The sequence below is a fragment of the Rhodococcus sp. PAMC28707 genome (assembly GCF_004795915.1).
Taxonomy (GTDB): Bacteria; Actinomycetota; Actinomycetes; order Mycobacteriales; family Mycobacteriaceae; genus Rhodococcoides.
In genome coordinates this window covers 4299738-4313165 of record NZ_CP039253.1, presented here as the reverse complement: position 1 = coordinate 4313165, position 13428 = coordinate 4299738, and the positions used below count along the sequence as shown (strand labels likewise).

The window sequence follows — 13428 nt, the reverse complement described above, 5'->3', positions numbered from 1 at the left end:
CAGGTTCAGATCACACGCGTGCTGCGCACATTCCCAGATTGGTCAGCACTTCCCGCGTCGCACGCGCGAAGTTCAGCGTGATGAAGTGCAGTGCCGGCGCGCCCTCGGCGATGAGACGCTCGCATGTCGACGTCGCCAATTCGATTCCGACTTCGCGAACCGCAGCGCGGTCTTCTTCGGCACCGGTCCCGGCCGCTCTGGTGAAGCGCTCGTCGATCTCGCTGGGGAGAGCCGAGCCCGACAGCGACAGAGCCCTACGGACCGTACGGAGCGAGGTGATCGGCATGATCTCGGGAATGATGGGCTTGCACGCCTGCTCGGGATCGAACGCCGCAACACGATCGCGCAACCGCAAATAGTCTTCGACGTCGAAGAACATCTGCGTTATCGAGTATTCGGCTCCCGCACGGAGTTTGTTCACCAGAACACGGGTGTCCTGTTCGAGATCGACTGCCCGGTAGTGCCCCTCGGGGAACGATGCGACGCCGACGTGAAAGTCTCCGAGCTCTCGAACGAGGCTGACGAGCTCCTCTGCATATTCGACACCCTCGGGGTGCTTGGTCCAGTCGCCGAGCGGATCACCCGGCGGATCACCGCGAAGCACCAGAATGTTGGAGATCCCGCGGTCTGCGTATGCGCCGACCATTGATCGAAGCTCATCGATGCTGTGAGACACCGCGGTCAGGTGCGCCACCGGCAGCAGCGTCGTGTTTTCGGAGATATCTCCCGTTACTCGGACGGTGCGGTCTCGGGTCGAACCGCCTGCGCCGTACGTCATGGACACGAACGCCGGCTGCATCTGCTCGAATTCGCGGACAGCACGCCACAGCCTCGCCTCCGCGGCCTCGTCCCGCGGTGGGGAAAACTCGACCGAAAATGGAATCTTCGACTCCGTCGATGTCCGTAGACGATCGACTATCGATGGGGTTCGGGTGACCCACCCCTCACTCGACCGCCCCCTGACGGCATCTGATGTCACGGGCACATCATAGTTTCGTCGGAAACTCCGGTGACAGGAGGCTCACGATAGGGAGATCGATCAGCGGTGACGGCTAGTGTGAAAGTTGCACAACCCCACCCGCACTCGACTGGAGGATCCCCTGTCCAGAGACTCGACTCTTCCCACGCCCCGTCGAACGAGCGACCCCGACCCAGCCCTACGAGAAGCGATCACTGCGCCGGTTGCACTCGTCGAGTCCGCGCTGGCCGAGTTCTTCCATTCCCGACGCGACCAGGTGGCCCGGGTCGGCGGCGGCTACCGCTCGGCCGTCGCAGACCTCGAAGCCTTCGTATTGCGTGGTGGAAAGCGAATTCGGCCATCGTTCGGCTGGATGGCCTGGCTCGGAGCAGGAGGCGATCACCGGAGCCCGCAGGCCGCTTCTGTGCTCCGCGCCTGCGCATCTCTGGAATTGATACAAGCGTGCGCGCTCATTCACGACGACATCATCGACGCTTCGCTGACCCGCCGCGGCTTTCCTACCGTGCACGTCGGTTTCACCGAGAGGCATCGTGCGGCGGGCTGGTCCGGCTCCTCCGAGCGCTTCGGTGAATCTGCCGCGATCCTGCTGGGCGATCTGGCATTGTGCTGGGCCGACGACATGCTTCGCGAATCCGGAATCGGACACGACGCGATGGGGCGAGTGTCTCCGGTGTGGTCGGCTATGCGCACCGAAGTGCTCGGCGGTCAGTTGCTCGACATCGAAGCCGAAGCCGGTCTCGACGAGTCCGTGGAGGCAGCGATGCAGGTCAATCGCTACAAAACCGCGGCGTACACGGTCGAACGCCCACTCCAGCTGGGTGCCGTGTTGGCCGGCGCACCGGAGAGCCTCGTCGACGCATATCGGTCCTTCGGCACCGACATCGGCCTCGCCTTCCAGCTTCGTGACGACCTCCTCGGCGTCTTCGGCGATCCCGAAGTGACCGGCAAGCCATCCGGCGACGACATCCGAGAAGGTAAACGCACGGTCCTGATGGCAGTGGCCTTACAGCTCGCCGACCGAGACAGGCCGGAGGCGGGGTCACTGCTCAGGTCGAGCCTCGGAGTCGTCGATCTGACCGAGGACACTATCGAAATCATCCGTACGGTGCTGATCGAACTGGGAGCAGTCACGGATGTCGAACGCCGAATATCCGAACTCACGAACCGCGCACTCGACACGCTGAAGACCAGTGCGGTCGAACCGCACGCCGCCGCGCAATTACGCGCAATGTCCATAGCCGCCACGCAACGCACCTACTAGATCGGTAGAGAACATTGTCTCAGCAGCCGCGCAACCGAAATCGCCTCCGGACCGTACCGGGCCCAGTCGAGACCGTCGTGGTGGTCGGCGCAGGACTTGCGGGGTTGTCTGCTGCTCTGCATCTCGCCGGCGCAGGCAAAAAAGTGATCGTATTGGAACGCGAGGATTCGGTCGGTGGCCGAGTGGGGACCTATACGGTCCGCGAAACCGACGGGAGTCGTCTCTACGACATCGACAATGGTGCGAGTGTCCTGACGATGCCCAACCTCATCGAGAACGCGTTGGCGGCAGTCGGTGAGTCCTTCGAATCGACAACGCCGTCCATCCAGCTGAGCGCGCTGTCCCCGAGCTACCACTCCCGCTACGCCGATGGCACCGCTATCGACGTGTTTGCCGATCCGAGTGCGATGGCAGAAGAGGTCGAGCGCACGTGCGGATCGACGGAAGCGGCAGGCTATCTCCGATTACGAGAGTGGCTCGCCTCTATCTTCGAGGCCGAGTTCGACCGGTTCATCGACTCCAACTTCGATTCGCCGCTCGATCTGGTGTCCTCGCGAGCGGCACTCCGAGACACCGCCACCCTCACCAGGCTCGGTGGCTTCGGTCGACTCGGCCCCCGCGTCGAATCGTTCCTCAAAGACGAGCGACTTCGACGGGTGTTCACTTTCCAGGCACTCTATGCAGGTATGGCGCCGGCGAAGGCTCTCGCTGTATATGGCGCAATTGCACATATGGATACCTCGCTCGGCGTCTACTTCCCGGTCGGCGGGATGTCCACGATCGCCGCGTCGATGGCCGATGCACTTTCCCGGAACGGCGGTTCGGTTCGCACCGGCGCAGAAGTATCGGCTCTGATCGTCGCCGGTGGTCGAGTCACCGGCGTCGAGACTGCGGACGGCGAAACCTACGAGTGCGACGCCGTGGTTCTCACACCGGATCTACCTGTGGTGGACGCACTGCTGGATCGAGCGGGAGTTACCTCCAAGGGAAGATCACGCGGCTACGGTGTCGTGTCACCCTCGGCGGTCGTCTTCCACGGCACCGTCCCGATCTCGTCCACCGAATCGTGGCCGAGTAGGTCACATCACACGATCGATTTCGGAGCCCAGTGGGCGAGCACGTTCCAGCGAATCACCGCGCGCAGTGGACGTGGAAAGCTGATGGAGGATCCGTCACTGCTCATCACCCGTCCGGGGGTCAGCGACCCATCACTACAGATGGTCCGTGACGGTGTGCAGTGCGAACCGGTGTCGATACTGGCGCCGTGCCCGAACCTCGACGGTGCGCCGTTGGACTGGGCCGCGTTGGCTATGCCGTACGTGCGCGAATTACAGGGCGAATTGGAACGACGTGGTTACCGGGGACTCACCGCAGATATGACGATCGACCATGTGGACACTCCGCAGACGTGGGCCGATAAAGGAATGCTGCACGGCAGTCCGTTCTCCTCGGCGCACGTGTTCAGGCAGACGGGCCCGTTCCGACGGAAGAATCTCGTGGCAGGGCTCGACAACGTGGTGTTGGCCGGGTCGGGAACCACCCCGGGTGTCGGAGTGCCCACGGTTCTCGTTTCAGGCAAACTTGCGGCCGAACGCATCCTGGGAACCACGGCCGACGCGTCGGCTGGATCGGCCGTAGTTCGGAGCACAGCCGCCGACGCTCTAAACTGACTCCGGTCCAGCGCGGATTCAGCGTTCGCACCCGCCACGCCAGCAATTTCGTCCCCGAGAGGAGAGTGACCCGACTCATGTCTTCGGTCTCGTCGAGTTCCACCGCCTCGGGTACCGCGGGAGAAGATCCCGCAGCAACTGAGCAATCGTCAGCCGACACGGTCCGCGTCGGCACCGGACTGCGTACCTCTCGCCTTCGGACGGTGATGCTGTTCCTGCGGAGTCCAGAAGGACACTCGGCACTCCTCGGGTTGGTCGGTTCAGTGCTCATCACGTTCGGTGGGTTCGGTGCAGGCAGCGTGCGAAGACGCGATCCGTTGCTCGAGTCGATGCATTTGTCTTGGCTTCGATTCGGCCACGGCCTCGTCCTGTCGAGCATCATCGTCTGGATCGGCGTCCTGCTGATGATCATCGCGTGGGTACGTCTGGGACGTGCCACACTCGGCGGTCGCACCACCTTGGGCGAGCTCCGCTGGGTCGTCCCCGCCTGGACAGCCCCCCTTCTGTTCGCAGTGCCGATGTTCAGCCGAGACGCATTTTCCTACCTCGCGCAGGGCGCCCTGCTGCGTGACGGATTCGACCCCTATGGCGTTGGGCCCGTAGCCAACCCGGGCATTCTCCTGGACAACGTCAGTAACGTCTGGACCACGACGACCGCTCCTTATGGGCCGCTGTTTCTCCTCCTCGGTCAGGCGATCACCAGCATCACCGGTGACAACGTCATTGCCGGCACGATGCTGCTCCGCATCACGATGCTCCCTGGTCTGGCACTGATGGTGTGGGCTGTCCCACGACTCGCCCGGCACCTCGGCGGCTCGGCACCGCTGGCTCTGTGGTTGGCGGTACTCAATCCTCTCGTTCTGGTCCACTTGATCGGCGGTGTCCACAACGAGCTGCTGATGGTCGGCTTGATGACCGCCGGCATCGTGCTGGTTCTCGAGCGGCATCATGTCGGTGGTGTTGCACTTGTCGCATTGGCCGTCGCCATCAAGGCCACGGCAGGTCTTGCATTGCCGTTCATGGTGTGGATCTGGATGATTCACGAGCGCGAGCGGGCGATCCAAGAGAATCGGACTCCGCTGTCACCGATCGCTGCATTCGCGAAGACTGCAGGTATCGGCGCCGGTGTCTTTGCAGCAGTCTTCGTCATCACTTCCGCCATCGCCGGTGTTGGAATAGGCTGGCTCACCGCACTGTCCGGTTCCGCGAAGATCATCAATTGGCTGTCACTGCCTACGATTCTGGCTCATCTCACCACGGTCAGCACGTCCTGGTTCCTCGATGTTCGCCTCGGGCCTGTCCTCGACGTGACTCGCATGCTGTGCGCCATCGCCCTTGCTGTCATCATCGTCGGTACCTGGTGGCTGTACCGCAAGACCGAGCGCGATGCCGTCAAGGGAATCGTCATCGCGCTGGTTGCAATCGTCGTGCTCTCCCCTGCCGCATTGCCCTGGTATTACTCGTGGCCGTTGGCGCTTGCAGCAGGTTTCGCACTGTCGACCCGAACCCTGATGATCCTTGTCGGACTATCGACGTGGCTGATGCTCGTGTTCAGGCCCGACGGATCGATCGGCCTCTACACTTTCGCTCACGTCGCGCTCGCAACGTTCGCAGCTGTGGTTGCAGGGCTTTCCCTCACCCGAGTCGACCCCCTGCGACTGCGTGTCGGACACAACGACCACACACCCACGATCGAATCGGACACTCCAGCCGAGAACACCGAAGTGAGCAAAGCGGACCATGGGTGAACTAGACGCTATCGACCCGGCCCTGCACGACGCATATCGCCTGTGCCGTGACCTGAACGCGCAGCACGGAAAGACGTACTTCCTCGCCACGCGCCTGCTTCCCAGTGACAAGCGGGCAGGAGTGCACGCGCTGTACGGCTTTGCTCGAATGGTCGACGATATCGTCGATGTGGACGTGAACTCGGCCGACGTCGAGCTCGAGACGCCCGCTACCGCCCCGATCGGGACCACGGTGTCACAATCCGACCGCGATGCCGCCGCCAAACTCGATGTCCTCGAGCAGCGGGTCCGCAACGCTCTCGGCGGCGCCGTCCTGGGATCGAGCCGATCGGACAGAGTGCTACAAGCGTTGGCGGACACCACAGCTCGATACTCCATCCCGCACGAGTACTACTTTGCGTTTCTCCACTCCATGCGCATGGACATCCCGGGCACACCGATGTTCAAGTCCCGCTATCGGACGATGGCCGAGCTGGACGAATACATGTACGGCTCCGCCGCAGTAATCGGTCTGGAGATGCTTCCGATCCTCGGCACCTCGACGAACATCGCCGACGCTGTACGCCCTGCTGCAGCACTCGGTGAAGCTTTCCAGCTGACGAACTTCATCCGCGACATGGGCGAGGATCTCGACCGCGACCGGATCTACCTTCCGACAGAAGAACTGGAAGCATTCGGCGTCGACGAGGAACTACTGCGAGCGTGTCGGCAATCAGGTCGAACCGATGCCCGGATAGATCGAGCGTTGGCCCACCTCATCGCGCACACCCGGGCGGTCTATCGGGACGCCGAACCAGGAATCGACATGTTGGCACCCTCCGTCCAGCCAGGAATGCGCACGGCCTTGCTGCTGTACGGAGGGATCCTTCGTGAAATCGAAGACGGCGGCTACCGGGTGCTCATCGAACGCGCCCGGGTTCCGCAATGGCGTCGAATATCGGTTGCGGCGCCGAGATTGGCCGCCACCGGATGGAACGTGGTTCGCGAAAGGGCACGGCTCAGAAGGCCATCGCTTGAGCGCGCCTGATGACCTCTCGCATCAAATCCCCGTGCAGTGCTTCGGCGGGAGTTCCGGGAAGACTCGGGTCCTCCTCGAACAGCCACTTCAAAATTTCCTCGTCCCGATACCCGCCATCGTGCAATACCGCCAGGAGCCCCGGCAGACCTTTGACGATCTGACCGTTACGGGCGTCGAGAAACACTTCGGGGACACCGGGAACTCTGTTCCGCTTGACTGCGAGGAGCTGACGGTCGCGGAGCATCTGCTCGACTCTGGCCTTCGGCACTTCGAGAACCTTGCTGACATCCGCCAGCTGCAGCAGGGAGACGGACGGGTCGAGGACATCGTCGGAATAAGGGATTGTGCTCACTCCGGTAACGTTAACGGGTTCGAGCTCGTATACGAAAAGCACTGCTGCAGGACTGGCGCCCGCAGAGAATCCCGCTAGGCGACACGTCGTGCTGCGAGACAGTGTCGATATCTACGCTGTTTATCATCGATTCCGTCTTGAAGAAAAATGAAATGAGGTGCTCCACGGTGATGACCGGAGGGTCCGTGTCGGTAGGTTCGTTACTGGACCGGCGCTACCGAATCGACGCACCGATCGCCCGCGGTGGAATGTCGACGGTGTACCGAGCGCTCGATACACGCCTGGATCGGCCGGTGGCGGTGAAGATCATGGACCCCGCATTCGCCGCGGATCCCCAATTCGTCGCACGCTTCGAGTTCGAGGCACGAGCGGTGGCCAGGCTGACCAACCCGGGCCTCGTCGCCGTCTACGACCACGGACGCGACGGCGAGTTCGCATTTCTCGTCATGGAGTTGGTCGAAGGCGGAACGCTGCGCGAACTGCTCCGCGAACGCGGCCCGATGCCCCCACATGCCGCAGCTGCCGTCGTACGGCCGGTGCTCGAGGCGCTCGGAACAGCGCATCGCGCCGGACTCGTCCACCGCGACGTCAAGCCCGAGAACATTCTCATCTCGGACTCCGGTGACGTCAAGATCGCCGACTTCGGGCTCGTTCGAGCCGTCGCAGCGTCGAATACGACGTCCAGCAGTGTCATTCTCGGCACTGCGGCCTACTTGTCCCCCGAGCAGGTGACCACCGGTTCGGCCAATGCAGGCAGCGACGTCTTCGGTGTCGGGGTCGTGCTGTTCGAGCTACTGACCGGCCGGACGCCTTTTACTGGAGACACCTCGCTCTCCATTGCCTACCAACGCATCGACAACGACGTCCCCCGCCCCAGCGAGATCATCGCGGGGGTACCTGAAGAACTCGACGATCTGGTCCGCCACGCCACAGTCCGCGATCCGGCAGGGCGATTCCAGAACGCCGACGAGATGGCGCGCGCGTTGGCGAGCGTCTGCGCCCGGCTCGAACTGCCTTCGTATCGAGTTCCCGCACCCAGGCGCTCTGCCGAACACAGCAGCGCAGCTGCGATGGGCGCTCCGACTACATTCGCCGGAGCGCGTCACGAACCACAGGCCCCTGCCACGGAGGTGGTATCCCTCCAGCAGGCCGACGGTGTCCATCACACCCGAGTCCAGACGGCCCCGACCGCGAGGCCGGAGTACGACCACGACGACACCCCGCAGCCCGCTCCGGTAGGCCCTCGCCAATACCAGTTTCCAGATTTCGATGCGGACAGGCAAAGGTCACGAAGAACGATCGTCATCTGGCTCACCATCGTGGCGTTGCTGGCGGTACTGGTCGGGTTCGGCGGCTGGTGGATGGGTTCAGGACGGTACACCTCGGTCCCCGTCGTGGAGGGATTGGACATCGCGGCCGCCGCGAACACGCTCGAATCCGCAGGGTTGACGAGCACTACTCGCGGCACGTACTCCGACAGTGCGCCGCTCGACACCCTCATCGGAACAGATCCTGGCTCCGGCTCACGGATCACCAAGGGTGAGGAAGTTTCTCTACTCGTCTCCCTCGGTGCGCCGACCGTCCCCGTCGTCGCTCCGAACACCGCTGTCGGCGATATGCAGCGCCAGCTCCGCGATCGCACCTTCGTGCCCGGCGACGGGGGCGAAACGTTCAGCACCACCGCGCCGGTCGGTACCGTCGCGGCGCTCGATCCCTCACCAGGCACCGTGCTGTCCGTCGGCGACACAGTCAAGGTATTGCGATCGAAAGGCGCTCCCCCCGTGACGATTCCGGACGTCGCCGGCAAGTCTGCGGAAGAGGCAACTGCCGAACTGGCCACCGTCGGTATATCCGTCTCGGCGACCCAGTTGGCCTTCGACAAGTCGACCGACGGCGGGAAGGTGATTGCCACCGACCCAGCGATCGGGGGGACCGTCAACGCCGGCAGCACGGTGACCCTGAAAGTATCCAATGCGATCACCGTCCCGTCGCTACTCGGACGCTCGGTGGGATCTGCCCGGGGCACGCTCGAACGGCTCGAACTCGGTGTCCAGGTTCGGCAAGTAGTCGACACCGACGGGTCGCTGGTCATTACTCAGAACCCGAGCCCAGGGTCCAGAGTGGCCCCGGGCTCGTCGGTGTCGGTCGTCTCCCTCCCCTGATCGCAAGGTGAGGACGGAGACGACCACGCGAGGGCTCAGCCGCGCAACATCTCCGCCACCAGGAACGCAAGCTCGAGCGACTGCTGCGTGTTCAGCCGGGGATCACATGCTGTCTCGTAACGGCCGGAGAGATCGAGGTCGGAGATGTCCTGTGCGCCACCGAGGCATTCGGTCACGTTGTCACCGGTCAGTTCGACGTGAATACCGCCGGGATGTGTGCCGAGCCCGTTGTGGATCTCGAAGAATCCTTGAACCTCGTCGACGATCCTGTCGAAATGACGTGTCTTGTATCCGGTCGACGCCTCGTGAGTGTTGCCATGCATCGGATCGCACTGCCAGATGACCTGGTGCCCTGTTGCTTGCACCTTCTCGATGATCGGGGGCAGCAAATCCCGCACTTTGCCGTTACCCATGCGCGAAATGAGAGTCAGCCGTCCCGGCTTGTTCGTGGGGTCGAGTCGTTCGACGTATTCCACGGCCATCTCGGGTGTAGTGCTCGGCCCGATCTTCAAGCCGATGGGGTTCGAGATGAGTTCGGCCAGTGCGATGTGGGCACCGTCGAGCTGCCGCGTGCGATCGCCGATCCACAAGAAATGCGCCGACAGGTCGTAGAGCTTGGGGTGATCGTCGGTGTTGTCGAGCCGCAGCATCGCGCGCTCGTAGTCGAGCACCAGCGCTTCGTGACTCGCATAGATCTGCGCGGTGTGCAGGTTCGGGTCTTTGACGCCGCACGCGTCCATGAAGCGCAGGCCTCGATCGATCTCGCCTGCGAGGGCTTCGTAGCGCGCACCTGCAGGCGAATTGGCGACGAATTCACGGTTCCAGTCGTGGACCTTGTGCAGATCCGCCATTCCGGCACCGGTCAGCGCTCGCACGAGGTTCATCGCAGCACTTGCGTTCGCGTATGCACGGACCAGTCGCGATGGGTCGTGGCCTCGCACTGCCTCGTCCGCTACCAACGAGTTCACCATGTCTCCGCGGTAGGACAGCAGTCCGAGTGCGTCGGTATTGGCCGACCGCGGCTTTGCGTACTGCCCCGCGATTCGCGCCACCTTGACCACTGGCATGCTCGCGCCGTAGGTAAGAACCACGGCCATCTGCAAAAGCGTGCGGATATTGCCCTTGATATGCGGTTCGGTGTTGTCTGCGAAAGTCTCCGCGCAGTCGCCACCCTGCAACAAGAATGCCTCACCACGCGCAACGGCGGCGAGCTTGTCCGACAACGCCTCTACCTCGCCCGCAACCGTGATCGGTGGGACGCTCTCGAGGACCTTTCGCATGTCGGCTGCCTGCTCCGGGTCCCACTGCGGCTGCTGCGCCGCGGGCTTGGCCAGCGCGTCGTCCAACTGAGAACGCAACGTCGGAGACAACGGAGGAAGTTCGGGCAAGCGGTCGATGGGTACGTCGACAGTCCAGTTCACATGCCTAGGATATTCGCTGGCCGCAGCGTGGTCTCCGACGGGTTGCCGGTCCGGACCGCTGGGAACGCATATCCGGTCCGAATCAGGCCGACGCGGCCTCGATAGCGATGAACTTCGCCAGGTTGTGCCGCGCGTCGGCGAGTGCGTCGTGGGCGTCATCGGGGACCGCGGGCAACGCCGGGCTGCCCCGATCTTCCCAATGCTGCCGGAGCTCGCGGCTGAATCTCGGCAGCGACCTCGGCAGTTCGGTCATCGACCCCCAGAGTTGGCACAGTGCGACGTGGTCGTAGGCAGCCACCCAGGCCCACAACTCCACCTCGGCACCCGGGTACGGCACCAGGAACTCGAGCAGTTCGTCGCGAATTCGGGACCTGCCCATCCACAGCGGCGACGAGTACGGTGGCAGCTTGGGCAGGACGTTTCGCCGGACCCATTTGCCGGCGCGGGAGGGATCGAACTCGGAGGAGACTGCATAGAACTCGCGGCCGTCCTCGGAGACCACAGCGATCGAGACGAGCTCGATTGTGCGACCATCCTCGATGAACTCGGTGTCGTAGAAGTAGCGCACGCAGGACACACTAGCCCCGGCGGTTGCGCCGACAAAGATCGCCCGCCATCAGAAGGAACTCCCGTTGACACCTCCCGAGACCTCCAACCCGATCGATGCCGGCGTCGACGACACCGCCACGCCGGCGAACGGAGTCCGATCCACGGCCTCGGTTGCCCGAACGACAGCAGTGGTGATCTCGTGCATCGCAATCGCTGCGGGCATCGCTGCGGGCATCGCCTACAACTTGTTCGCGCTGCCCGGCCTTCGTGGGCTGGACGTTCTCGGTGACTATTACAGAATCGATCTGGACGTCTATCGGATCGGCGGCGGCATCTTCGCTTCGGGATCACCGCTGTACGGTCAGATGCCCGCAACCGCGCTGGGGAACACTCTCCCGTTCACCTATCCCCCGATTGCTGCGGTCCTTTTCAGCCCGTTGTCGATGATTTCGCTCTACTGGGCCGGCATCGTGGTAACTGCGCTGTCTTTGGCGCTGCTGGTGACCACAATCGTGCTGACGCTGGTGTCACTCGGCTACTCACCCAAAACCTTGTTGGTGTGGACAGCCGGCGCAGTCTTCGCGGTGTCGATGATTCTCGAGCCCGTCTTCTCCACACTCGACTACGGACAAATCAACATCATTCTGATGGTGTTCGTTGCCGCGGATTGTCTGCCGAAGAAGACTCCGTGGCCTCGTGGTGTCCTCATCGGATTTGTCGCAGCCGTAAAGCTGACGCCCGCTGTATTCGTCCTCTTCTTCCTGATCCGCAAGGACTTTCGGGCTGCCGTCGTAGCGGGCGTGAGCTTTGCCACATTCACGGCCATCGGCTTTCTGGCAACAATGTCCGATTCGGTCGAATACTGGACCCACACCTTGATCGACTCCGACCGAATCGGCAAACCTGCCTACCCAGCGAACCAGAGCATCACCGGAGTTCTTGCACGGCTCGGACTCGACGACTCGCTGAGGTCGGCGCTGTGGATCGCACTGTCGTTCGGTGCGCTTGTACTTACCGCGCTCGCTATGCGGAAGGCGTTCCAGGCCGATCTCACGGCCATCGCACTCGGAGTGAACGCCGTTCTCGGGCTGCTTGTTTCGCCGATCTCGTGGTCGCACCATTGGGTGTGGGTCGTGCCGTTCCTCGTTGCACTTGCGACCTCTGCCTACCGTCGGCGCAGCACCTGGCTGGCGTTGCTGGTCGGTATCGGCCTCGTCCTGTTCCATTTCGCGCCGCATTGGCGCCTCGCGCCAGGTCGCACCTCCGGCCTCGGGTGGCCGTTATGGGACCAGCTGGCAGCGTCGTCGTACGTCTGGTGGGGAATCGCAGCGATAGCCACTGTGGCCTTCTCTACCTGGAGTACCTCACAGCGGAAGGCCACGAGCAGCTAGCACCAACTCCCGCCGACCGAGCCGACACCTCCCGACTCGCATCGGTGAGCTCAGCTCGCTTTGGAGTCCGGGAGACGCTCGGGGTCAACGCCGGCCGCGGGCGCTACCGGGGCATTCTTCAGGGATGCGGCGTAGACGTCGACGTACTCTTGACCGGACAGCAACATCAAGTCGTACATCACTTCGTCGGTCACCGCTCGCTCGACGAACCGATTACCCGCCATGCCTTCGAAGCGAGAAAAATCGATAGGTTTGCCGATCTTGATGGTAACTTTCGACGGCTTCCATATCTTCGAACCGATGGGATTCATCTTGTCGGTTCCGATCATCGCCACCGGCACCACCTGCACTCCGGTCTCCAGAGCCAGTCGGGCCATACCGGTCTTGCCCTTGTACAGCCTTCCATCCGGTGAGCGCGTGCCCTCCGGATAGATGCCGAGCAGTTTGCCCTTGGCGATCACCCGAGCGCCGGCATTGAGCGCATCCTGTGCAGCATCGGCACTCGTTCGGTCGATCGGCACCTGACCGACCGCGGTGAAGAACCACTTCTGGAAGGCGCCCTTGAGTCCGGAACCTGTGAAGTATTCACTCTTCGCCAGGAACGTGATTCTTCGCTGCGCCTTCAACGGCAGATAGAACGAATCGAGAACTGCCTGATGATTACTCGCCAGGATTACCGGTCCCCGCGCCGGGATGTTCTCGGCACCTTCGACTGTCGGTCTGCCCATCGCAATCAGGATAGGACCGATGAATACGTACTTGAACAGCCAGTACCACATGGCGTCCTTCCTGATTCGAGTCTTCGCTGCGGATTCGACGTTGACTCTACCTACCCGTTATGGCGCCAGCCACAACAACTCGGACGCCGCGACAGAGG

At 62.8% G+C, this 13428-nt stretch carries 11 protein-coding genes; 6 read left to right on the top strand and 5 right to left on the bottom strand.

What is annotated here, in order from left to right; translation table 11 throughout:
• Positions 1–10: 10 nt before the first annotated feature.
• Positions 11–979: a methylenetetrahydrofolate reductase [NAD(P)H] gene (metF, locus tag E5720_RS19645; protein ID WP_136172018.1), complete on the bottom strand. Its 969-nt coding sequence runs from the start codon at positions 977–979 to the stop codon at positions 11–13.
• Between the two features lie 190 nt (positions 980–1169).
• Here metF and E5720_RS19640 point away from each other — a divergent pair, with 190 nt between their 5' ends.
• From E5720_RS19640 to E5720_RS19625, 4 genes are all read left to right on the top strand, one after another.
• Complete coding sequence (locus E5720_RS19640; protein ID WP_247596363.1) at positions 1170–2240, top strand: polyprenyl synthetase family protein; 1071 nt, start codon at positions 1170–1172, stop codon at positions 2238–2240.
• Between the two features lie 80 nt (positions 2241–2320).
• On the top strand, positions 2321–3910 hold the full coding sequence (crtI, locus tag E5720_RS19635) for a phytoene desaturase family protein (RefSeq protein WP_136172834.1): 1590 nt from the start codon (positions 2321–2323) through the stop codon (positions 3908–3910).
• A 206-nt stretch (positions 3911–4116) separates the two neighbouring features.
• On the top strand, positions 4117–5658 hold the full coding sequence (locus E5720_RS19630; protein WP_247596362.1) for an alpha-(1->6)-mannopyranosyltransferase A: 1542 nt from the start codon (positions 4117–4119) through the stop codon (positions 5656–5658).
• Positions 5651–6685: a phytoene/squalene synthase family protein gene (locus tag E5720_RS19625; RefSeq protein ID WP_136172015.1), complete on the top strand. Its 1035-nt coding sequence runs from the start codon at positions 5651–5653 to the stop codon at positions 6683–6685. The genes E5720_RS19630 and E5720_RS19625 overlap by 8 nt, the downstream gene beginning before the upstream one ends.
• Here the strand turns inward: E5720_RS19625 and E5720_RS19620 are convergent.
• Positions 6657–7028 carry an Rv2175c family DNA-binding protein gene (locus E5720_RS19620; RefSeq protein ID WP_136172014.1) on the bottom strand — a complete coding sequence of 124 codons (372 nt, stop codon included), beginning with the start codon at positions 7026–7028 and terminating at the stop codon, positions 6657–6659. The genes E5720_RS19625 and E5720_RS19620 overlap by 29 nt on opposite strands.
• A 170-nt stretch (positions 7029–7198) precedes the next feature.
• Here E5720_RS19620 and pknB point away from each other — a divergent pair, with 170 nt between their 5' ends.
• Entirely contained in the window at positions 7199–9190 is a 1992-nt protein-coding gene (gene pknB / locus E5720_RS19615; RefSeq protein ID WP_136172013.1) for a Stk1 family PASTA domain-containing Ser/Thr kinase, read from the top strand.
• 35 nt (positions 9191–9225) lie between these two features.
• Here pknB and E5720_RS19610 read toward each other — a convergent pair whose 3' ends face one another.
• Both E5720_RS19610 and E5720_RS19605 read right to left on the bottom strand, forming a co-directional pair.
• Positions 9226–10611 carry a 3-deoxy-7-phosphoheptulonate synthase class II gene (locus tag E5720_RS19610; RefSeq protein WP_136172012.1) on the bottom strand — a complete coding sequence of 462 codons (1386 nt, stop codon included), beginning with the start codon at positions 10609–10611 and terminating at the stop codon, positions 9226–9228.
• Between the two features lie 82 nt (positions 10612–10693).
• Positions 10694–11179, bottom strand: coding sequence for a polyadenylate-specific 3'-exoribonuclease AS (locus E5720_RS19605; protein ID WP_136172011.1), 486 nt, complete (start codon positions 11177–11179; stop codon positions 10694–10696).
• A 169-nt stretch (positions 11180–11348) separates the two neighbouring features.
• On the opposite strand from E5720_RS19605, the gene E5720_RS19600 reads away from it, so the two are divergent.
• Positions 11349–12551 carry a glycosyltransferase 87 family protein gene (locus E5720_RS19600; RefSeq protein WP_247596361.1) on the top strand — a complete coding sequence of 401 codons (1203 nt, stop codon included), beginning with the start codon at positions 11349–11351 and terminating at the stop codon, positions 12549–12551.
• Between the two features lie 50 nt (positions 12552–12601).
• Here E5720_RS19600 and E5720_RS19595 read toward each other — a convergent pair whose 3' ends face one another.
• Complete coding sequence (locus E5720_RS19595; protein ID WP_136172010.1) at positions 12602–13330, bottom strand: lysophospholipid acyltransferase family protein; 729 nt, start codon at positions 13328–13330, stop codon at positions 12602–12604.
• Between the last annotated feature and the right edge of the window lie 98 nt (positions 13331–13428).

Bases quoted from the DNA above. Each gene is read 5' to 3' on its own strand.
- pknB (WP_136172013.1), top strand. From the start codon at position 7,199: ATGACCGGAGGGTCCGTGTCGGTAGGTTCGTTACTGGACCGGCGCTAC.
- E5720_RS19630 (WP_247596362.1), top strand. From the start codon at position 4,117: ATGCTGTTCCTGCGGAGTCCAGAAGGACACTCGGCACTCCTCGGGTTG.
- E5720_RS19625 (WP_136172015.1), top strand. From the start codon at position 5,651: ATGGGTGAACTAGACGCTATCGACCCGGCCCTGCACGACGCATATCGC.
- E5720_RS19595 (WP_136172010.1), bottom strand. From the start codon at position 13,330: ATGTGGTACTGGCTGTTCAAGTACGTATTCATCGGTCCTATCCTGATT.